The following is an 18,608-nucleotide window of genomic DNA, read 5'->3' as shown; positions in this document are numbered from 1 at the left end:
CATTCCGTCAAGGCATGGCTCCACGCAGGTCAGGCCAGTCGGCTAAACCAACGTCTGCGGGCCGGTCTTGCGACGCACGTTGGCGGCCAGCACGTGGCCCAGTTCACCGGGGAAGATCGGCTTGGTGATGACGGATTGGTAGCCGGCCTCCTTGGCCGCTTTCAATCGGATCGGATCGGCAAATGCGGTGACGGCGATGGCCGGCAGGTCGACCATGCCACTGGCGCGCACGGCACGCACAAGCTGCATGCCATCCATGCCGGGCATGGCCAGGTCGCTGACCAGCGCATCGAACGGGCAGTCTGCTGCGGCTTGCTCCAACGCGTCGAGTGCAGCGGGCCCGTTGGACACGGTAACGACCTCGGCGCCGTAGCGCTCGAGCATCAGCGCAATCACGCCGAGCGATTCCGGGTTGTCGTCCACGGCCAGCACACGCATGCCGTCCAGCGCAGGGGCCGATGTGCCGGAAACGACGCCGGGCACGCGGCCCTGCTGCTCATCTGGCTGTGCGGCATGCAGCGGCAGCGTGACCGCCATCGTGGTGCCGTGATTGGCCCCGCTGCTGGCCGCGGTAATGCGCCCATGATGCAGTTCGACCAGTTGCTTGGCGATCGACAGCCCCAGCCCCAGGCCGCCATGGCGCCGCGTGTTGGACAGGTCTGCCTGCTGGAAGCGGTCGAAGATATGCGGCAGGAAGGCGGGCTCAATGCCAATGCCGGTATCGCGCACCGTGGCCACCACGCCTTCCGGCGCAGGGTGTACCGACAGCCGGACGTGCCCACCCTCGGGCGTGAACTTCACGGCATTGGCCAGCAGGTTCCAGAACACCTGCTTCAGGCGCCCCGCATCGCCTTGCAGCATGGGCACGGGCAGGTATTCCGTGTCGATGCTGATCTGCTTCTGGCGCGCCATCGGCTCGATGGTTTCGCGGGCGCGCTCCAGCACGTCGGCCAGATCGACGTCTCCAATCTCCAGCGGCACCTTGCCCGACAGGATGGCCGACATGTCGAGCAAATCGTCGATCAGGTGGACTTGCGTGCGGGCGCTGCGCTCGATGGCTGCCAGGCCGCGCTTGAACATAGCCTCGTCGTAGGCGCGCATGTTCAGCAGCTGCGCCCAGCCCAGCACAGCATTGAGCGGCGTGCGCAGTTCGTGGCTGACGGTGGCGAGGAAGTCGTCCTTCAGGCGGCTGGCGCGTTCGGCCTCTTCACGGGCGCGCGATTCGGCTTCAAGTAACTGCGCGCGGCGGGCTTCGGCCTGGCGGTGCTCGCTGATGTCGATCACGGCATTGGTCAGGCCGACGATCTCGCCCGTGTCATCACGCAGGGGCATGACGACCACGTCGTAGACCACGCGCTGGGTGTGCCGACGCCGGAAGGCGAATTCCACCCGCGTGGGCATGCCGCTGGCAATCACGCGCTGGCCAGCTTCCGTCAGGCGTGCGGCGGCACGGCGGCCGAACACCTCACGCACGGTGCGTCCCATCAGTTGCTCAGGCTGCAGGCCGAACACGGGGTTGTGCACCCAGGTGAAGTGCATCGTGTTGTCGACGTCGTAGAGCGAAATGGGCGAGGCCTGCAGCGCGGCCAGCAGGCGCTGTTGCGACACGCGCTGCAGCGTTTCAGCGCGGGCGCGGCGTTCGGCACCGGCGCGCGCCCGACGCAACTGTTCGCACAGCAGGCAGATCAGCAGCGCGCCCGCCGCAAACACGCTCAACTGCACGGGCGTGAGGTTGATGGGTGGAATTGCTTGCAGCTCGACCAATCCGGCAAACAGCAGTGCATACGTGGCAATGGCGACGATGCCCGGCCAGAAGCCGCCATACCAGGCGGCAATCGTCACCACCGGAAACGCCAGATAGAACGGCAGGCGAATGCCCGCGGCCGACTCCAGCATCAGGCGCCCGAGCGTGCCGACCGCGGCCGCGCCGATCGCCACCAGCCAGGCAGATGGCCGGATGGCCGGTGCGACGTTCAGCCCGCTGCCGCTGAATGGCCCGGGATCGGGCACGCGCTCGGTGGGCCCGGTTGGGCGTGCGGGACGCGTGTAGTGCCCGGAGCGCACAGCGCGTGCGTCCAGCGGGCGAGAGGGAGGGTGCAGGATGAACTTCACGATCCGGCGTGGCAGAACAGAGCGGCCAAAGGTGACTCAGCATATGAATTGGCCGCCGCCGCCGCCATCGGGGTTTCGCTGACATGCCTGCCAGAGGGTGGCCGATTTGGCGCCCGATTCCTGCCCGGGCCAATACTGGCGCGGGTGTGCAGCGTTATCCCCCTGACGAGGGGGGTGTTGGGTGCGGCGAATGCGGGTCGCGCAGGCGGTCTCGATGCGTCAGATCCGGAAACAGGCGTATCCAGATCGCCACCACCAGCAGCGTGCCCATCGCGCCCATCACCACCGAGGGCACCGGCCCCAGCAACCCGGCCAGCATGCCCGACTCGAACTCGCCCAACTGGTTGGATGCGCCCACAAAAACCGAGTTGACTGCACTCACGCGCCCGCGCATCGCATCGGGCGTATCGAGTTGCACCAGCGAGGTCCGGATTACCACGCTGATCATGTCTGCCGCGCCGAGCACCACCAGCGCCAGCATCGACAGCGGCAACCAGCGTGAAACCCCGAACACCAGGGTTGCCAGCCCAAAGACGGCCACGGCAGTAAACATCACCTTGCCCACGCGCCGCTCCAGCGGCCGATGCGCGAGAAAGAGCGCCATCCCGAGCGCGCCCACTGCTGGCGCAGAGCGCAGCAGCCCCAGCCCCCACGCCTGGGTGCCCAGGATGTCGCGCGCATAGATCGGCAGCAGTGCCGTTGCGCCCCCCAGCAGCACGGCAAACAGGTCGAGCGAGATGGCGCCCAGCACCACCGGCCGCCCTTTGATGAAAGCGATGCCCGCGAACAGCGACTGCAGGCTCACCGGTGTACTGACCGGTACCACGCGCTCCATGCGCACGAACGCCAGCAGGACGTGCGCCAGTAGAAAGAGCCCGGCTGCCGTGGCATACACCACCGGTGCGCCGGCCACATAGAGGAAGCCACCCAGCGCCGGCCCCAGGATGACGCCGGTCTGCCCGGCCGAACTGGACAACGCCACGGCGCGTGGCAGCGCCTGCTGCGGCACCAGCGATGGCAGCAACGCCTGTAGCGTCGGCGTCTCGAATGCGCGCATCGCGCCGATCACCACCACGCACAGGAAGATCGACTGCACGCCGGCGTGCCCGTTGAACGCCATGACCGACAGCGCAATGGCCACCAGTGCCTCGATGGCCTGGCATGCACGTACCACGCGGCGCCGGTCGTAGCGATCGGCGATATGGCCCGAAGCCAGTACCAGCACCACTGAAGGCAGGAATTGGGCGAGGCCCACCAGCCCGAGCACGTAGGCGCTGCGCGTGAGGTCGTAGATCTGCCAGCCGACCGCCACACCGAACATCTGGTAGGCGAAGGTGGTGGATAGCCTGGTGAACCAGAACAGCCGGAAGGCGGGGTAGGAGAAGGGCGCGTGCGACAGCGCTATCGCTGAAGGCGCAGGTACGGAGGATGAGGAAAGGCCGGCGTCGCCAGACACGGTGAATGCGCGCCGGAAACCGGCAGTCCGCAAAAGTGATGAACGGGATGCCCGTCATCGTAACGGATGTCAGCCACAAGCGTTCGGCCGTGCGGGTGCTGAATGGGCGGAACGGCCGGCAAACCATTACAGGAACTTTCACCATGACCACCGCCCGCGGGCTGAGGGCCGTCCGGCTGCGCTGTGTGTTCAGATGGTCAGCATGACGCTGAGCAGTTGACGTGCAACAGCCTTGAAATCGCCCTGCGGAGAATAGGTGGACAGGGATTTGCCCTGATGTTTGACCGTGACGATGCCGTTGCGGGCCGAGTAGGTGGCCTCGATGCGGCGCCCGCTGCGTTCGATATGGAAGGCGACGGTCTCGGCCAGCAGGCGCGAGGTGTCGGACGGCGATGCAGACGACGTGCGGGAAAGCGGGGGCGTGGCGATAGCTTGTTGGGCGGGGTGGCGCATGGCGCCTCCTCATGGGGACACGGGTGGACTACCTAGGCACGTTCTGTGCCAGCGGCAGAATGCCGTGATGTCATACAAAAGCCGCGCAGGGTACCTGCGAAATATGACAGTTCAAGCAGATGCCCTGGCCAGGTTTGACGCGCCGCGTCGGTTGGCGTGACAAGCTTTGTCAAATTTGTAAACGCAATTAACCGCCAGACATTCAGTTCGCCCACCAAAAAATGGGCTGGCAGAGTGGGGCAGCAGCAGCCATTCTGGTAAGTGACGTGGCGCACGCTCTGTGGTGACCGCGTTCAGCGTGCAGTCTGCAGGAGACCTTCTGCACGACACCCAGACCAACATGGAGGCGATATGGGTTCCCATACCTACAAGATGATCGAATTGGTGGGGTCTTCACCGGAGTCGAGCGACGCGGCCATCCGCAATGCCGTTGCCCGGGCCGGCGAGACGTTGAAGTACCTGGACTGGTTTGAAGTGCTTGAGACGCGTGGCCACCTGGTGGATGGCAAGATCGCCCACTGGCAGGTGACGATCAAGGTGGGGATGCGGCTGGAGAGCCTGGCGAGCGAAAAGCCTGCCGGCAAGAAGAAAGGCAAGTAGGCAAAGAAAAAGGCAGCCAGGAATGTCTCCTGGCTGCCTTCTTCATGAGGACTGCGCTTGCAGGCGTTATTGCGACTGCGAGAAGTCCAGCGCGTTGGTCAGGTCGCCCATCGGCTTGTTGCCGTTGGACACCAGCGCATCGTCGCGCTGCTTCAGACCCGGCAGCGTCGGCAGGGCAAAGCGGTGCGTGATCAGGCGCAGCACCGAAGCCGTGTCGTACTGGGTGTGGTCAACGAAGCCCTTCTTGGCGAACGGCGACACGATGATTGCCGGGATGCGCGTACCCGGGCCCCAGCGGTCAGCCTTCGGCACCGTGGCGTGGTCGTAGAAGCCACCGTTTTCGTCATACGTCACAACGATCACCATGTTCTTCCACTGCGGGCTCTGCTGCAGTTGGGCGATCACGTTGGCGATGTGGGCGTCACCGTCAGCCACGTTGGCATAACCGGCGTGCTGGTTCAGGTTGCCCTGCGGCTTGTAGAACGTCACGGCCGGCAGCTTGCCTGCGGCAGCATCTTGCAGGAAGGCGGCGTCGTAATCCTTCAAGTGGGCCGCACGCTCGGCGGTACCGGTGGTGGTGGCTGGGTCGAAGCGCGAGAAGTAGTTGAACGGCTGGTGGTGCGGCTGGAACTGGATCGTGCCACCGTAAATCACGCTGCGCGTGGCGTTGGGTGCGTCGGCCAGGGCGGCGTTCCAGGCGCCGGCGTACCAGGCCCAGTTCACGCCCTTGGCGGTCAGCAGGTCACCAATGTTGGCTTGTTGCGATTGCGCCGGCATGGTCGATGCCTTGGTCGGATCCGCATAGGCAGCGTTGCCGCTGGCCACGCCGTTGCCCGACGGCTGGTACGGCGGCTGCATCGTGTTGACCGCGTAGAACACGCCGTTGGCATCAGCCGGGGTGATGGAGCCATCCTTCGTGGGTTGGCCATTGTCACCGGTGCCGGCGTACGACGTCGGCGCACCAGCCATCACCGAGCTAGCGGAGGGCACGAGCGTCGGGCTGCCGCTTGCATCCGTCTTGATGTTGGCGATGCTGTTCTTGGCGACCGAGGTGTCAGCGTTCGGGTAGATCGGGGCGCAGGCGCAGATCAGGTACTGGTGGTTCAGGAACGAACCGCCGAAGGCGCCCATGAAGAAATTGTCAGCCAGCGTGTATTGCTTGGCGATGTTCCACATGGCCATCTTGCTGCCGTCGTAGTAGCCCATGGTCAGGCCGCCTGCGTCGGCGTAAGCGGCGAACATGTCGTTCTTGCCGCCGTGGATCTGCATCTGGTTCTGGTAGAAGCGGTGCCACAGGTCACGCGTGATGACGTTCTGGCCGACCACCGTGCCCGTGCTGCCGTAGCCCGACGGGCTATCGATCTGGAACATCTGGTTGGGCATGTTGGCGGTCGCCGCTTGCGGGATCTGCACGCTTTGGCCGGCGGCGGTCACACCCGTCCAGGTCAGCGGCAGCGTCGGTAGCACGGAGCCGTCGAAGTCCTTCTGCGCAACGGCGGTGCCCGTCGAGGTCTGGTTCACGCCTGGGATGCCGTTGGCGCCCGGGAACAGCCCGTACAGGTTATCGAAACCGCGGTTTTCCGCGTAGATCACGACGATGGTTTTTACGTTGTTGTTCAGCGCCATGCGCTTGGCAACGCCGTCGCGGATGCCCTTGTTGATGTCGCCACCGGCGGCCACGGCATCGGCGATCAGCGCGATGGCCTGATCGATTTCAGCCTGCAGCGCCGCCTTGATGTTGGCGTCGCTTTCTTTGTTGTGGTCTTCCAGCAGCTTGTCGATCGTCACGCCCAGGCGTGCGGCCAGGGCCGTCTTGGCAGCGTTGATGTCGCCGCCGTTGCTGTCCATCAGAGCAGCCAGTTCCGTCGAGATTGCGCTGATCACGCCAGCGGCGCCGGTCGGTGCGCGGAACACCAGCGGGCGCGTGATGGCGGTGTGGGCACCCGTAGCCGGGTCGTTGCGGAAAGCATCCGTGCCGACTTCCACCGTGATGGCGCCCGTGCCGCTCAGCGTGTACGCGCCATTGGCATCGGTATAGGTGCTGGTTTCACCCGAATCGCACTTGCCGTTGTTGTTGGCATCGATACAGACCTTGGCGTGCTCGAAGTAGCTGCCGGTCACCACGCCCGAAGTGGACTGGGTGGAGGCGCTGCTGTTCGAGTCACTGCCGCCACAGGCGGACATGCTGGCCGCGACCAGCGCGGTCAGCGGCAGAAGACGGAATGCTCGGCTCATGATTTCCCTGGATTGTTGTGTGGGGGACGAAAGCGAGCCGGAGTCTGGTCTTCCTGTGTGACAAGTTGATGATGAAAACGTTGGCCTGAAGCGAGTCTCGGTCCAATTGATCGTGATAACCATCATCAGGAGGAGCAGGGGCACCACCGAACGTTTGAAGACATTTGCCACCATGAACGTTCTCCAAGGGCTGACGTGACAGACGGCTGACGACATCAAAGTGTCATCGCACGCATGCTAAGTTGCAAGGCTCCCAATATTCCGCCCACCGCCAATGCGCCGCCTTTTGCCTGTTGCAACGTTTCGCGTGATCGCTGTTTCGGCGCTTGCGCTTGCAGGGTTGGCTGCGTGCGGGCGCGGCGAGCCCTCGTCGGCGCAGGCGGCGGCGACTGCCTCGGCGCCGTCAGCCCCCGCATCCGCAGCCAAGCCGGTGGCTGCCTCCGCACCGGCAGCACCGGCCTACGAAAAGGCCTTCTACACGATGATGGCGACGCGCCGTCCGTCGGTGCCAGCGATGACGGCACTCGGCAAGGCGCTGTTCTTTGATCCCGCACTGTCTGCCTCGGGCAAGCAGTCCTGCGCAAGCTGCCATAGCCCCACGCACGCCTACGGCCCGCCGAACGATCTGTCGGTGCAGCTGGGTGGCACCGACATGAACAAGACCGGCGTGCGCGCCGCACCGTCATTGCGCTACATCCAGAATGTGCCGCCGTTCTCCGAGCACTTCTACGAGAACGATGGCAACGATTCCGAAGACCAGGGCCCGACCGGCGGTTACACCTGGGACGGCCGAGTGTCCTCCACGCACGACCAGGCACGCATCCCGCTGCTTTCCGCGCACGAAATGGCAAACGGCACACCGGATGCGGTGGTGGCCAAGCTACGCAATGGCCGTCACGCGCAGACGTTCCGCCAGGTTTTCGGCGACGACATTCTCGATAATGAAGACACGGCTTTCCGCGCCGCTCTGATGGCGCTGGAGGTCTTTCAGCAGACGCCGTCGGAGTTCTATCCGTACGACAGCAAGTACGACGCGTTCTTGCGCAAACAGGTCAAGCTGTCGCCGCAGGAGATGCGCGGCCTGCAAGTCTTTGCCGACCCAGCCAAGGGCAACTGCGCCTCGTGCCACGTGAGCGCAATCAAGCAGGACGGCGCCTTTCCTGCGTTCACCGATTTCGGCCACATTGCCGTGGGCGTGCCACGCAACCGCACGTTGGCAGCCAATGCCGATCCGGCGTTCTTTGACCTGGGCCTGTGCGGCCCTGACCGAACGGACCTGAAGGACCGTGCCGACTACTGCGGCCGCTTCCGCACGCCGTCACTGCGCAACGTGGCGCTGCGCAAGACGTTCTTCCACAATGGCGCCATCCACACGCTGGAAGATGCGGTGCGTTTCTACGCCCAGCGCGATACCCAGCCGCAGAAGTGGTATCCGCGCAAGGCTGACGGCACCGTCGACAAGTTCGACGATCTGCCGGCCCAGTACCGCGCCAACGTCAACATGGAGCCGCCCTTTGGTGGCAAGCACGGAGACAAGCCGGTGCTCTCCGAGGCTGACGTGCGCGACATTGTCGCTTTCCTCAAGACGCTGACCGACGGCTATCGCCCCGTGCAGGAAAAACCGGCCGGACAAACCGCCCGGGCTTCCCAAATGGCCCAGCGCTGAGCGCACGGACGCCCGGCCCGTTTGTTGCGTTCTCTGCCGCAGCGCGGGCCATGCGTGCGCTGCGGTTATCATCGGCGGATTGCGTTTGCGCTGTCACTGACTTCTCCCTATGACCTGGCTTGCTGACCCGTCCATCTGGATCGGCCTGTTCACCCTGGTGGTGCTCGAGATTGTTCTCGGCATCGACAACCTCGTTTTTATCGCCATCCTCGTCAACAAGCTGCCACCCGCGCAGCGTGATCGTGCCCGGATGATCGGCCTGGGGCTGGCGCTGGGGATGCGGGTGGTGTTGCTCATGGCCATGTCATGGCTGATCGGGCTTACCAAGCCTCTGCTGACGATCGGGCCGGTGGATCTGTCGGGGCGCTCGATCATCCTGTTGCTGGGTGGGTTCTTCCTGCTGTTCAAGGCTACGTCTGAGCTGCACGAGCGCCTGGATGGCGAGCCTCAGGACGAGAGCCACGGCACCGGCCACGGCAAGTTCTGGAACGTGATCGCGCAGGTGGTGATCCTGGACGCGGTGTTCTCCATCGACTCCGTCATCACCGCGGTGGGCATGGTCAATGATCTGCCGGTGATGATTGCCGCCGTGGTGATCGCCATGGGCGCCATGCTGTTTGCGTCGCGCCCGTTGACGGACTTCGTCAACGCGCATCGCACCGTGGTGGTGCTGTGCCTGAGCTTCCTGCTGATGATCGGTTTCAGCCTGGTGGCGGAAGGGCTGGGCTTTCATATTCCGAAGGGCTATCTGTATGCGGCCATCGGTTTCTCGATCCTGATCGAGTTCTTCAACCAGGTGGCCCAGCGCAACACCGTGCGCTACGAGCGCCGCCGCCCGCTGCGTGAGCGCACTGCCGACGCTGTGCTGAGCCTGCTGGGCGACCGCCGCGGTACCCCGGCCGATGCCGAGGCCCACGAAACCGCGCCCCATGCGGACCAGCCCGCGCCCGAGGCTGTGTTCCGCCCCGAAGAACGCAGCATGGTCAGCGGCGTGCTGGATTTGGCCGAGCGCTCGGTGCGTTCGGTCATGACGCCGCGCCACGACATCTCGTGGGTGGACCTGGAGGCCGATGCGGCAACCACGCGCAAGTTGTTGCTGGCGGTACCGCACAACCAGTTTCCGGTCTGCCGAGGCGGCCTGGATGACCTGGTGGGCGTGGCTCGCGCCAAGGATCTGATGGGGGACCTCGACACGCGCGGCACCATTGACGTGGAGCGCTCGGTCAAGCCCGCGCTCAAGGTGTCGGACAACGTCGGCATCCTGCGCTTGATGGATCTGCTCAAGCGCGCGCGCGGGCGCATGCTGCTGGTGATCGATCCCCTGGACGTGGTGCAGGGCGTGGTGACGCCCATCGACGTTCTGGAAGCCATTGCCGGGGAGTTTCCCGACGAAGACGAGCGCCTTGACGTGGAGCAGGCGAGCGAAGGCTGCTGGGAGGTGGCTGGCGAGGCCGACCTGCGCCAGCTCGAAGACGTGCTGCACGTCGACTGGCTGCTCGACGAAGGTGGCGGCGCCACGAGCCTGGGCGGCTACCTGTTCAACCAGTGGGATCGTCTGCCTGAGGTGGGCGACACGTTGGTGCGCCACGACCTGCGTTTCGTCATCCTCGAAGCTGGCAGCCGCCGCATTGTGCGTGTGCGCATCGAGCGCATGGAAGAGGTGACGGCGCCTGACGCTGAAGCCTAAAAGCCACGTATTCCGGCGCCGCCGCACTCAGCAGGCGCGGCGCCGAGACCCGCATCCCGGCAGCCGTCAGTGTTGCCGCCAGCGTTTCCAGCAGCGCACGCACGTCTGCCGCTGCGTTTGCGTGCATGCCCTCCGCCACGATCAACGCGCCCGATGTGTCTGCGCGGACGGCCGAATCGCCGCTCTGGCGGTGGCACCAGCGGCGCGCATGCGCATGGTTGGCGCCATCGGCAAAGATCACCTCATCCACTTCGGGCTGCTCGATTTCGCCGGCGAAGGTGAGATAGCGCTCGTCGCCAGTGGCGCGGCGTACGGTCAGATGCCCGTCGATGGCCGTTGCATCGAACACCGCCACCGGAATCGCAAACGCCAGCGAGGCCGCGTTGCAGACGTCGATCAGCGGGTGCAGTTGCGGTAGCGCGTCATCCTTCCTGAAACGCCGCAAGAGCGATTCCGCGGCGCAGCGGTATTGCGTGGGTTTCAGGCCCATGCGCGAGAATGCACGCCGCCACGCCTGGATTTCGGGCAATTCGCCTTCCGGTGTGCCTGCCAACCGAGCGCGTGCGGTTGCCTGCAGCCGGGCAATCTCCGCATCGAAGCAAGCATCTTGTCGGACACCCTCGACGGACAGTAAGCCGGGCACGAGTTCGGGAAAGTCTTGCCAGATCTGTGGGGCATGAATGAAGTGCATGGTCAGGTGGATTCCTTGGGTCGGGAAGAAGCCGGCGCAGACGAACGCGCCAGGGCGAGGCTCAACACCGCCGCCAGCACACATGTGATACCGCTGATCTGCCGCACGCTGACCACCTCACCGAGCAGCACGGCAGCGAACGCGACTGCGGCCACCGGCGCGAGCGCGGTGAAGAGCGCAGCCTCTGCACCGCTTACGCGTGCGGCCCCCGCATACCAGAGCACAAAGCCGCCGACGGTGGGCACGATGGCGTAGTAGGCAATAGCGGCCAGTGCGTGCGTTGCCTGGGCGGAGGCATGCAGTTGCCAGGGGGCTTCCCACAAGGCGGGCAGCAAGGCCGTCAGCAAGCCAAACATGCTCATCAGCGTCGATAGCGCCAGCGGTGGCACAGGTGTGCGCAATCGCTTGTTGAGCAGGATGAACAGCCCTTCGCAGACGACCGCACCAATCACCAGCACGTTGCCCGCGAGCGTATGCGCGGCGTCGCCTCCTGGTTGGAACGCGATGGCCAGCACGCCTGCCGTTGCCAGTGCAATCGCCCCCAATACCGCGCGCCCTGGCCGTTCGCCCAGCACCACAATGGCAATGAGCGCGGATACCACCGGCAACGTGCCGATGATGACGCCCGCATCTGCCGCCGACGTATGCCGAAGCCCTGAGATCAGCAGCGTCGTGTAGCCCACGCTGCCGGCTGCCGCCTGCAGGAACAGCAGGCCCCATGCCTTGCGTGAAAGCACGGGCCAGCGCGCACCGGTCACGCGCATGGCAATGAGAAACAGCGGCAGCGCTATCGCAAAGCGCAACGCCGTGGCGGTGAATGGCGGGAGCCCGGCAGCGATGATCTTGCTGGCCGTAACCGTGCTGCCCACCAGCACCATCGCAAGCGCGAGGTAGAGGCAGCCTTCGAGGCGTCTGGACATGTCGAACCCTGCGTCTGTGAAAGCCCGCAGGATGGCCGCGCCCGAAGCGCACGTCTTGAACGAAATTGCAGGGACGAGGGCGGGGTGGCTGGCTACCGCGCCGCCGCCACCATGCCCGGCGATATGCCGTACTTGCGCACGAACTGACGGGTCATGTGGCTTTGGTCGGCAAAACCACAGGCCGCGGCGGTCTCTGCCAGCGGTAGCCCCTGGGCGATCAGCCGGCGCGCGAGGGCAACGCGCCGCTGCAATTGATAGGCATGCGGCGTGAGGCCCGTGACACGCGCAAAGCCGCGCAACACCTGAAAGCGGCTGAGACCGGTCTCTTGGGCAAGGTCGAGCAGGGAGACCGCGGCGGCCGGGTCATCGTCGATGCGCATGCGCGCAATGCGGATGGCGTCGGGGGCATCGTCGGCGTGGCGGTTGGCGGTGTGCAGCGCATCGGCCAGCACCGATAGCAGCAACTGCTCGCGCAGCAGTGCATCGCGTTGCGCGGCGGGTGCCGTCATTTGCCCGAACAACAGGCGGACGCGCCGCGCAAGGTTGGCGTCGCGCGAGACAGGGCGGTCGAATTCGGCATTGTCCTTGCCGATCAGGAGATCATGCGCAAGTGTGCCAACCGTGCCCGGGTCGAAGTACAGCATGCGCCAGGCACGGCCCGTGCCGTCGATCGGTATGCCATCGTGCACCTCGGCCGGGTTGACCATGATGACGTCGCCTGCACCGGCTTCCACCATGCCGCGTCCGCTGAACGACTTCTGTGCACCCCGGTCGACAATGCCGATGCCGAACTGCTCGTGCGTATGGCGCGGGAAGGTATGGCCGGAGTCGGCGGCAACGGCCTCCACGCCGTGCATGGCGCAGCGGAGCATCGAGAAAGCAGTCTGGGCCGGCCGGCTGGGCAAGGCGGGTCTCCTGGCGGGAGGGCGAATGCAGCAGGATAGCGTGGTTTACGGAGCAAGGCGCAACGAGGCGGCCGACAGCCGCACGTGCGCGCGGCGCCATATCGAAACGCCGTGGAACGTGTTCTTCGCATTTCGCTCAATTTCTGGCGCCATGCGGTTGTTATCCTCAAGACATCCCGCCCCGGGGTGACCCGGTAAGATGGCGCAGAGCCTGACGCTTGGCCATGCGGGAATCGTCCCCGCTGGGGCGGGCGACAGTGTGTTGGCATCCATCCATGCGTCCGTCTTTCGGCATTACCTCCAAGCTGTTCGTTGTGCTGTTCGCGTTGAGCATCGTCGTGGCGCTTGCCATGGGTGCGGCCGTGAGATGGCGCTTCGACGCCAACTTTCTCGAGTACGTCAACACGCGCGAGGCGGAGCGCATGACCGTGCTCGCCCGCGGCGTTGAGGCTGCGTACGCCGAGCACGGCAACTGGGAATTCCTGCGCAACGACCGCCAGGCGTGGTTCCGCCTGCTGCGCCGCGAAGGCGCCCGTGCCCGTGGCAACGGCATGGGTGGCGAGCATCTCGACCCGCCGCCCGGTCACCGCTTTGATCCGCTTCCGCCCGACATGGGCCATGGCATGCCTGCGCCGCCGGATGTTGCCCGCGCCGGCAGCCTGCCTTCGCACCCGCCTGGGGAGCCTCCACCACCGATGCCGCGTTCGCCGATCTGGCTGTTGGACGCTGAGCGCCACGTCATCATTGGCGATGGGCCACCGCTGGGGCCCACCGCAAAATGGCATGAACTCCGCCACAATGATCTGACCATCGGCTGGCTGGCCATGCCGGCGCGCATGCGTGTGCCCGAAGGTGCGGACCAAGCCTTCCTTGGGCAGCAACTGCGTGCAACATGGATCATCGCCGGGTTGTCGGTATTGCTGGCCGCGCTGGTGGCGGTGTTGCTCGCGCGCGGGCTGCTTGCACCAATGCGACGGCTGACCGATGCCGCCCGCCGCATGGCCGACGGCGATTACGCCACCCGTGTCGACGTGCATTCGCGCGATGAACTTGGCGAGCTGGCGGCAGACTTCAACCACTTGGCGGCATCGCTGGAAGCCAACCAGAAAATGCGTCGCCAACTTACCGCTGATATCTCGCACGAGCTGCGTACCCCGTTGGCCGTGCTGCGTGGTGAACTGGAGGCAATGCAAGACGGCGTGCGACCGTTGACGGTCAACTCGCTGGCCTCGCTGCAGGCTGAAGTGGCCACGCTCAGCAAACTCATCGACGACTTGTACGAGTTGTCACTGGCTGATGTGGGGGCGCTGGCCTTTCACATGGAAGCACTGGATCTGGCTGATACCGTGTGCAGTGCCGTGCAGGGCTTTACGCCGCGCCTGATGGAGAAGGGCATCGCGCTGCAGCTCGATGTGCCGAGCGTGCCTTCGCAAGACGCCATGGTGAACGGCGACCCACAGCGTCTGCGTCAGGTCATGCAGAACTTGCTGGAAAACACGCTGCGCTATACCGATGCGGGTGGCACATTGCGCGTACACGTCCACCAGGACGGCCAGTGGCAACAGATCGACGTGCAGGACAGCGCGCCGGGCGTGCCCGAAGCGATGCTGCCGCGCATCTTCGACCGGCTCTTCCGCGCTGACCCTTCACGCAGCCGTGCCCAGGGCGGAGCCGGGCTGGGCCTGAGCCTGTGTCAGACCATTATTGCCGCACACGGCGGCACTATTGAGGCCAGACCCTCGCCGCTGGGCGGGCTCTGGATCCTCATCCGCCTGCCCATTCTTGATCTGCTTGATCCGCTTGCCGACCATGATTCTGATCATTGAAGACGAACCCAAACTGGCCGCACTGACGATCGATTATCTGCGTGCCGCTCACTATGAAACCGAGTGGCTGGCCGACGGTACGAACGCGGTGCAGCGCGTCCGTGAGGCTATGCCCGAGCTGATCGTGCTCGACCTGATGCTGCCCGGAAAGGACGGCCTGGAAATCTGCCGAGAGGTGCGGACTTTCAGCGAGGTCCCCATCGTCATGGTGACCGCGCGTGTAGAAGAGATCGACCGCCTGCTCGGCCTCGAGCTCGGCGCAGATGACTACCTCTGCAAGCCCTTCAGCCCGCGCGAACTGGTGGCGCGCATCAAGACCATTCTGCGCCGCGCGCAGCGCGGCGGCGGCCTGCCCGAGAGTGCGCTCGTAATCGATGGCTCCGCGTATTCCGCCACGCTGCGCGGGCAACGCCTCGATCTCACGCCTGTGGAGTTTCGTTTGCTGGCGGCGTTGGCCGGTGCGCCGGGGCGCATCCTCTCACGCGCGAATCTGCTTGAACAGATCTACGACGACCATCGCATCGTGACCGATCGCACGGTCGATACGCACGTCAAGAATCTGCGCCGCAAGATGGAGTTGCTGAGCCCCGGCACCGACATGATCCACTCGGTCTACGGCGTGGGATATCGGCTCGACGCCTGATACCCGTGACGCGGTTGCATGCCGATTGCGGCGTAACGGGCGTTCAAGAAAACTCCTCCGTTTGCCCACCTTTGGTGCGACATCGATGGCTACAGTGAGCGTATGGCTGGCATGGTTGACATGCGCGGCCGACGTTCTCATCCGGAGCCTCATCATGATCGCTGTGACTTCCCGCCGCCTGGTTGCCGTTGCTGCCGGGCTTCTCTTGTCTTGCGCCGCGCTGGCCCAGACGGCCGCCCCCGACGCAGTTCCCATGTCGCCGATGCCTGGGCATGGTCCCGGGATGATGGGTCGCGGGCAGGGCCCCGGCTTTGGCCAACCCGGGCCGCACGGTATGGAGCGCGGGCACCACCACGGTGGCGAGTTCTTCCTGCGTGGCCTGAAGTTGACCGAAGAACAGCGCGACAAGATTTTCGCGATCAAGTACGCGCAGATGCCGCAGGAGCGCGAGCAACACAAGGCCGTCGCGCATGCACGTCGTGACCTGCGTCAGATGGTGATGTCTGGCCAGTACGATGAGGCACGCGTGCGCACGCTGTCCGAAGCGCTGGGCCGCGCAGTCACCCAAGAAGCCCAACTGCGCGCGCAAGCTGGTGCCAAGATCATGCAGGTGCTGACGCCTGAACAGCGCAAGCAGATTACCGATCGCGAAGCGCGGCACGTGGCCGAGCTTGAGCAGGGCGAAGACGCTCCCGCGCAGGAACTGGCGGCAATGTAACCAGACTTGCCTGGTGGTCTACCGTAGCTAGCGGTAGACCACTACCGGCACCTGCGCGTAAGTCAGCACCTTGCGCGTTTCATTGCCGATCAGCAATCGGCCCATCAGGCTGCGGTGCCCGTGCGATGCCATGAAGATGACGTCGCACGCGTGCCGCTTCGCCGCATCCAGAATGCCAAGGTAGGGTTCGGAAAATTGCGAGACATCGCTATCGAACTGGATGCCTTCTTCCTGCGCACGCTCAGCAATGCGATCGATACAGTCTTTCGCGTAGCCCTGCACCTGCTCCATGTAGTGCGCGTGCGGACACTCGCCCACCCCGGCGGAATACGCCATGTTGGGGAATTCTTCGATGCATGTGTAAGCGGTGAGGCGACAACCGGTGGCGCGCGCGAGTTTCAATGCGCCGTCGATTGCCTTGCGGCATTGCTCGGAGCCGTCGGTCGGCAAGAGGATATGGGTAAACATGGTGCTCTCCATGGGGAACCCACTTCCAAATTACTGCACTGCACACGACAGCTCTATCGTGGAAAACGCTAGGGCCGGCGCCACTCTTCAGCGGTTGCTGAAATACGGTCGTTCGTTTTTTGTGCGACAGACAAGCGTGTTACTTGCCTTGCCAAGCCTGCCGATAGCGCGAGGGCGACGCCCCCAGTTGGGTGGCAAAGCGCCGGCTGAAATGGCTCGGGCTGGCAAAGCCGGAGCGCTCGGCAATCGCCGCCAGCGGCAGCGTGGTCGATCGCAGCAGGTCTTGCGCGCGTGCAATGCGCCGCTGCAGAACCCACTCGTGCGGCGCCACCCCGAACGACGCGCGAAACATCCGCGCAAAGTGAAATTCCGACAGATTGGCCTCTGCCGCCAGCTCCCCGATCGACAGCAGCAAGTGCAACTCGGCCTCAATGCGTGAGGCAATGCGGCGGCACACATGCGGTGCCAGCCCGCCACGCACCGCCAGTGCGCGTGTACGGCCCTGCGTCTGCACGAGATACGACAGCGTGTCATTGGCCAGCGCGTTGGCACGCATGCGGTCGTCCAGGTCGGACCAGTCGAGTTGGGCGATGCGCGCGCACGATTGCGCGAGGTGCGCGTCTTCAATGAAAGTGCGGTCGTGCAGGGTAAACAGGCGCGGCTCGGCGTCGAGCAGACGCACTGCATGCCCGGCCAAAGCATCGGGTGCGAAGTACAGATGGACGAAGCGCATCGGCTTCTCGATCACCCAGGCAGATTCATGCTCGGCCGGCAGCATGCACACGCGGCCCGGCGCGCCGAACAGGTTCGGCAAGTCCTGCCGGTGCGTGGTGTAGCCACCTTGCAGATACACCGACAGCGTGTGGTGACCCGGTTGGACGTAGTGCGCCTCGTCGTGCTCGTTGCACCAGATGGCGGCGGTCACGCCATCGCCCAGATTGACGACGCGCTCCAGCGATGCGCGCGACCCACGCGCGAGCGTACCGAAGACGCTGGCGTCTGCGGTTACGCGTGGGTCAGGCGAAGTGGGGTCGTGGGTGGGGCGCACGCATCGATGTTACCAACGATCGCGCCGCCGGTGCGGGGCGGCTTCGGCCGCTAGCCTGGGCAGAGTTCGTGCGCCACCGCACCCGCCAAGCCCACGCCATCCACGCGTTGCCAATTGGCATCGTTGGCGAACTGCTTCTCGCTGACGGTCATGGCGCCCTGGTACAGCTTGGCGCGCGAGACGGAGAACTGCCGGCTGCGGCAGTCGACGGTGTAGAGGAAGTCGGCCATGTCGCCACGGAAGGCGCCGAACATGCGCTGCAATGAACGCATGCCCGCGCGGTTGGAGGCCTCCACGCGCACCCAGGCACTGATCGGGCCGCTGGGCATGCGCTGGATGCTGCCGGCGTCGAGCGAGGCATAGCTGTCCGGTTGATCGGGCAGCGTGATCCAGCGTTCGGCGCCGATCGCGCTGAAAACAGTCATGGCCAGTCCGGCCAGCATGCCGGCCAGCACACCGCGTGCGATTGCGGTGGTGGTCATCGTGGCTTGGCGTTGCCTGGAACCGGAATGGCGACGGCGTCGGAGTGGCTGCAGGCCATGGTCACGCCGGATTTTTCGAAGTCGACCATCACCGCGCCAGGCTTGTCGGCGCGGCTGGGCGTGCCGGCCAGGCTGCCCGACAGGCGCTGCATGATGGCCTGGCAGGTGGGGGCCTTGCCTTCTTTTCCGGTCTTGGCTGCCGTTGTTGAGGTGGTTGCCGACGGCTCGGCAGCGGCCGGTGCACTGGGCTGCGTTGAGGCAAGCGCGCGCGGCAATGTCACCAGCGCGGCCAATGTCGCTACGGCAATCAGCAATCGCGTGGAACGCCGCAACACGGGCGACGCCGACGACGATCGGGACATGTTGGAAAGAGACGGCATGACGGTCAAAGCACGGGGGTCAGAGTGCGCCTGTAAAGCAACGCGGGCAGGCGGGATCTCCCGAGTGTAACGGCACTTCGTGTCGAAACTTGACGCGGCAAACTGCCCCATCGTTCGCGTGGGGGTGATGCACCCTGCGCAAAATGATGCATGCAATCGACATAATCGGCCGATGTCGAGCCAGACGCAGAACATTCGCGCGCATGTTCCGAGCAACCAATATGCCGGGGGGATTTATATGCGCCATCGGTATCACAGTGCAGTGCATCGTAGAAGCGCCAGTGCACCCAGGCGGGACAAGCAGCAAAGGGGTTCGTG

At 64.9% G+C, this 18,608-nt stretch carries 17 protein-coding genes; 6 read left to right on the top strand and 11 right to left on the bottom strand.

Annotation, left to right across the window (positions count from 1 at the left end):
* Nucleotides 1-42 precede the first annotated feature (42 nt).
* From C404_RS31425 to C404_RS31415, 3 genes are all read right to left on the bottom strand, one after another.
* Entirely contained in the window at nucleotides 43-1,932 is a 1,890-nt protein-coding gene (locus tag C404_RS31425; RefSeq protein ID WP_031328671.1) for a hybrid sensor histidine kinase/response regulator, read from the bottom strand.
* 334 nt (nucleotides 1,933-2,266) lie between these two features.
* Nucleotides 2,267-3,568, bottom strand: coding sequence for an MFS transporter (locus tag C404_RS31420; RefSeq protein ID WP_031328670.1), 1,302 nt, complete (start codon nucleotides 3,566-3,568; stop codon nucleotides 2,267-2,269).
* Between the two features lie 189 nt (nucleotides 3,569-3,757).
* The gene (locus tag C404_RS31415; RefSeq protein ID WP_021192639.1) at nucleotides 3,758-4,021 is read right to left on the bottom strand and encodes a hypothetical protein; all 264 of its coding nucleotides are present in this window, start codon (nucleotides 4,019-4,021) and stop codon (nucleotides 3,758-3,760) included.
* A 351-nt stretch (nucleotides 4,022-4,372) separates the two neighbouring features.
* On the opposite strand from C404_RS31415, the gene C404_RS31410 reads away from it, so the two are divergent.
* A complete protein-coding gene (locus tag C404_RS31410) occupies nucleotides 4,373-4,621 on the top strand; it encodes a dodecin (protein ID WP_021192638.1) in 249 nt (82 codons plus the stop codon).
* A 66-nt stretch (nucleotides 4,622-4,687) separates the two neighbouring features.
* Here C404_RS31410 and acpA read toward each other — a convergent pair whose 3' ends face one another.
* Nucleotides 4,688-6,856 carry an acid phosphatase gene (acpA, locus tag C404_RS31405; RefSeq protein WP_021192637.1) on the bottom strand — a complete coding sequence of 723 codons (2,169 nt, stop codon included), beginning with the start codon at nucleotides 6,854-6,856 and terminating at the stop codon, nucleotides 4,688-4,690.
* Nucleotides 6,857-7,130: 274 nt separating this feature from the next.
* Between acpA and C404_RS31400 the strand changes: the two genes are divergently transcribed.
* Both C404_RS31400 and C404_RS31395 read left to right on the top strand, forming a co-directional pair.
* Nucleotides 7,131-8,522, top strand: coding sequence for a cytochrome-c peroxidase (locus tag C404_RS31400; RefSeq protein WP_021192636.1), 1,392 nt, complete (start codon nucleotides 7,131-7,133; stop codon nucleotides 8,520-8,522).
* A 109-nt stretch (nucleotides 8,523-8,631) separates the two neighbouring features.
* Entirely contained in the window at nucleotides 8,632-10,209 is a 1,578-nt protein-coding gene (locus tag C404_RS31395) for a TerC family protein (RefSeq protein WP_021192635.1), read from the top strand.
* On the opposite strand, the gene C404_RS31390 is transcribed toward C404_RS31395, so the two are convergent.
* The 3 genes from C404_RS31390 to C404_RS31380 form a co-directional block, all read right to left on the bottom strand.
* On the bottom strand, nucleotides 10,124-10,900 hold the full coding sequence (locus C404_RS31390; RefSeq protein WP_021192634.1) for a B3/B4 domain-containing protein: 777 nt from the start codon (nucleotides 10,898-10,900) through the stop codon (nucleotides 10,124-10,126). The genes C404_RS31395 and C404_RS31390 overlap by 86 nt on opposite strands.
* A 2-nt stretch (nucleotides 10,901-10,902) precedes the next feature.
* Nucleotides 10,903-11,820 (bottom strand): DMT family transporter, encoded by a 918-nt coding sequence (locus C404_RS31385; RefSeq protein ID WP_021192633.1) that lies wholly within the window; start codon nucleotides 11,818-11,820, stop codon nucleotides 10,903-10,905.
* Between the two features lie 92 nt (nucleotides 11,821-11,912).
* The gene (locus C404_RS31380; protein WP_031328667.1) at nucleotides 11,913-12,692 is read right to left on the bottom strand and encodes an AraC family transcriptional regulator; all 780 of its coding nucleotides are present in this window, start codon (nucleotides 12,690-12,692) and stop codon (nucleotides 11,913-11,915) included.
* 308 nt (nucleotides 12,693-13,000) lie between these two features.
* On the opposite strand from C404_RS31380, the gene C404_RS31375 reads away from it, so the two are divergent.
* The 3 genes from C404_RS31375 (at nucleotide 13,001) to C404_RS31365 (ending at nucleotide 15,912) form a co-directional block, all read left to right on the top strand.
* Entirely contained in the window at nucleotides 13,001-14,551 is a 1,551-nt protein-coding gene (locus tag C404_RS31375) for an ATP-binding protein (RefSeq protein WP_021192631.1), read from the top strand.
* Nucleotides 14,535-15,194 (top strand): response regulator, encoded by a 660-nt coding sequence (locus C404_RS31370; protein WP_021192630.1) that lies wholly within the window; start codon nucleotides 14,535-14,537, stop codon nucleotides 15,192-15,194. The genes C404_RS31375 and C404_RS31370 overlap by 17 nt, the downstream gene beginning before the upstream one ends.
* Nucleotides 15,195-15,348: 154 nt before the next feature.
* Complete coding sequence (locus C404_RS31365; RefSeq protein WP_021192629.1) at nucleotides 15,349-15,912, top strand: Spy/CpxP family protein refolding chaperone; 564 nt, start codon at nucleotides 15,349-15,351, stop codon at nucleotides 15,910-15,912.
* Between the two features lie 27 nt (nucleotides 15,913-15,939).
* Here the strand turns inward: C404_RS31365 and C404_RS31360 are convergent, their stop codons facing one another.
* The 4 genes from C404_RS31360 to C404_RS31345 all read right to left on the bottom strand — a co-directional run bounded on the left by C404_RS31360 (nucleotide 15,940) and on the right by C404_RS31345 (nucleotide 18,245).
* On the bottom strand, nucleotides 15,940-16,380 hold the full coding sequence (locus C404_RS31360; protein WP_021192628.1) for a universal stress protein: 441 nt from the start codon (nucleotides 16,378-16,380) through the stop codon (nucleotides 15,940-15,942).
* A 139-nt stretch (nucleotides 16,381-16,519) separates the two neighbouring features.
* On the bottom strand, nucleotides 16,520-17,428 hold the full coding sequence (locus tag C404_RS31355; protein ID WP_021192627.1) for a helix-turn-helix domain-containing protein: 909 nt from the start codon (nucleotides 17,426-17,428) through the stop codon (nucleotides 16,520-16,522).
* A gap of 50 nt (nucleotides 17,429-17,478) precedes the next feature.
* The gene (locus tag C404_RS31350; protein ID WP_021192626.1) at nucleotides 17,479-17,910 is read right to left on the bottom strand and encodes a hypothetical protein; all 432 of its coding nucleotides are present in this window, start codon (nucleotides 17,908-17,910) and stop codon (nucleotides 17,479-17,481) included.
* A complete protein-coding gene (locus C404_RS31345) occupies nucleotides 17,907-18,245 on the bottom strand; it encodes a glycoprotein (protein ID WP_315854374.1) in 339 nt (112 codons plus the stop codon). Before C404_RS31345 ends, C404_RS31350 begins: the two co-directional genes overlap by 4 nt.
* Between the last annotated feature and the right edge of the window lie 363 nt (nucleotides 18,246-18,608).

It is taken from the genome of Ralstonia sp. AU12-08, assembly GCF_000442475.1.
GTDB lineage: Bacteria > Pseudomonadota > Gammaproteobacteria > Burkholderiales > Burkholderiaceae > Ralstonia > Ralstonia insidiosa.
Note: the sequence above shows the minus strand (reverse complement) of the source record. Positions and strands in the feature narration are given on the sequence as shown.

Bases quoted from the DNA above. Each gene is read 5' to 3' on its own strand.
- C404_RS31415 (WP_021192639.1), bottom strand. From the start codon at position 4,021: ATGCGCCACCCCGCCCAACAAGCTATCGCCACGCCCCCGCTTTCCCGC.
- C404_RS31410 (WP_021192638.1), top strand. From the start codon at position 4,373: ATGGGTTCCCATACCTACAAGATGATCGAATTGGTGGGGTCTTCACCG.
- acpA (WP_021192637.1), bottom strand. From the start codon at position 6,856: ATGAGCCGAGCATTCCGTCTTCTGCCGCTGACCGCGCTGGTCGCGGCC.
- C404_RS31400 (WP_021192636.1), top strand. From the start codon at position 7,131: ATGCGCCGCCTTTTGCCTGTTGCAACGTTTCGCGTGATCGCTGTTTCG.
- C404_RS31395 (WP_021192635.1), top strand. From the start codon at position 8,632: ATGACCTGGCTTGCTGACCCGTCCATCTGGATCGGCCTGTTCACCCTG.
- C404_RS31390 (WP_021192634.1), bottom strand. From the start codon at position 10,900: ATGCACTTCATTCATGCCCCACAGATCTGGCAAGACTTTCCCGAACTC.
- C404_RS31385 (WP_021192633.1), bottom strand. From the start codon at position 11,820: ATGTCCAGACGCCTCGAAGGCTGCCTCTACCTCGCGCTTGCGATGGTG.
- C404_RS31380 (WP_031328667.1), bottom strand. From the start codon at position 12,692: ATGCTCCGCTGCGCCATGCACGGCGTGGAGGCCGTTGCCGCCGACTCC.
- C404_RS31375 (WP_021192631.1), top strand. From the start codon at position 13,001: ATGCGTCCGTCTTTCGGCATTACCTCCAAGCTGTTCGTTGTGCTGTTC.
- C404_RS31370 (WP_021192630.1), top strand. From the start codon at position 14,535: ATGATTCTGATCATTGAAGACGAACCCAAACTGGCCGCACTGACGATC.
- C404_RS31365 (WP_021192629.1), top strand. From the start codon at position 15,349: ATGATCGCTGTGACTTCCCGCCGCCTGGTTGCCGTTGCTGCCGGGCTT.
- C404_RS31360 (WP_021192628.1), bottom strand. From the start codon at position 16,380: ATGTTTACCCATATCCTCTTGCCGACCGACGGCTCCGAGCAATGCCGC.
- C404_RS31350 (WP_021192626.1), bottom strand. From the start codon at position 17,910: ATGACCACCACCGCAATCGCACGCGGTGTGCTGGCCGGCATGCTGGCC.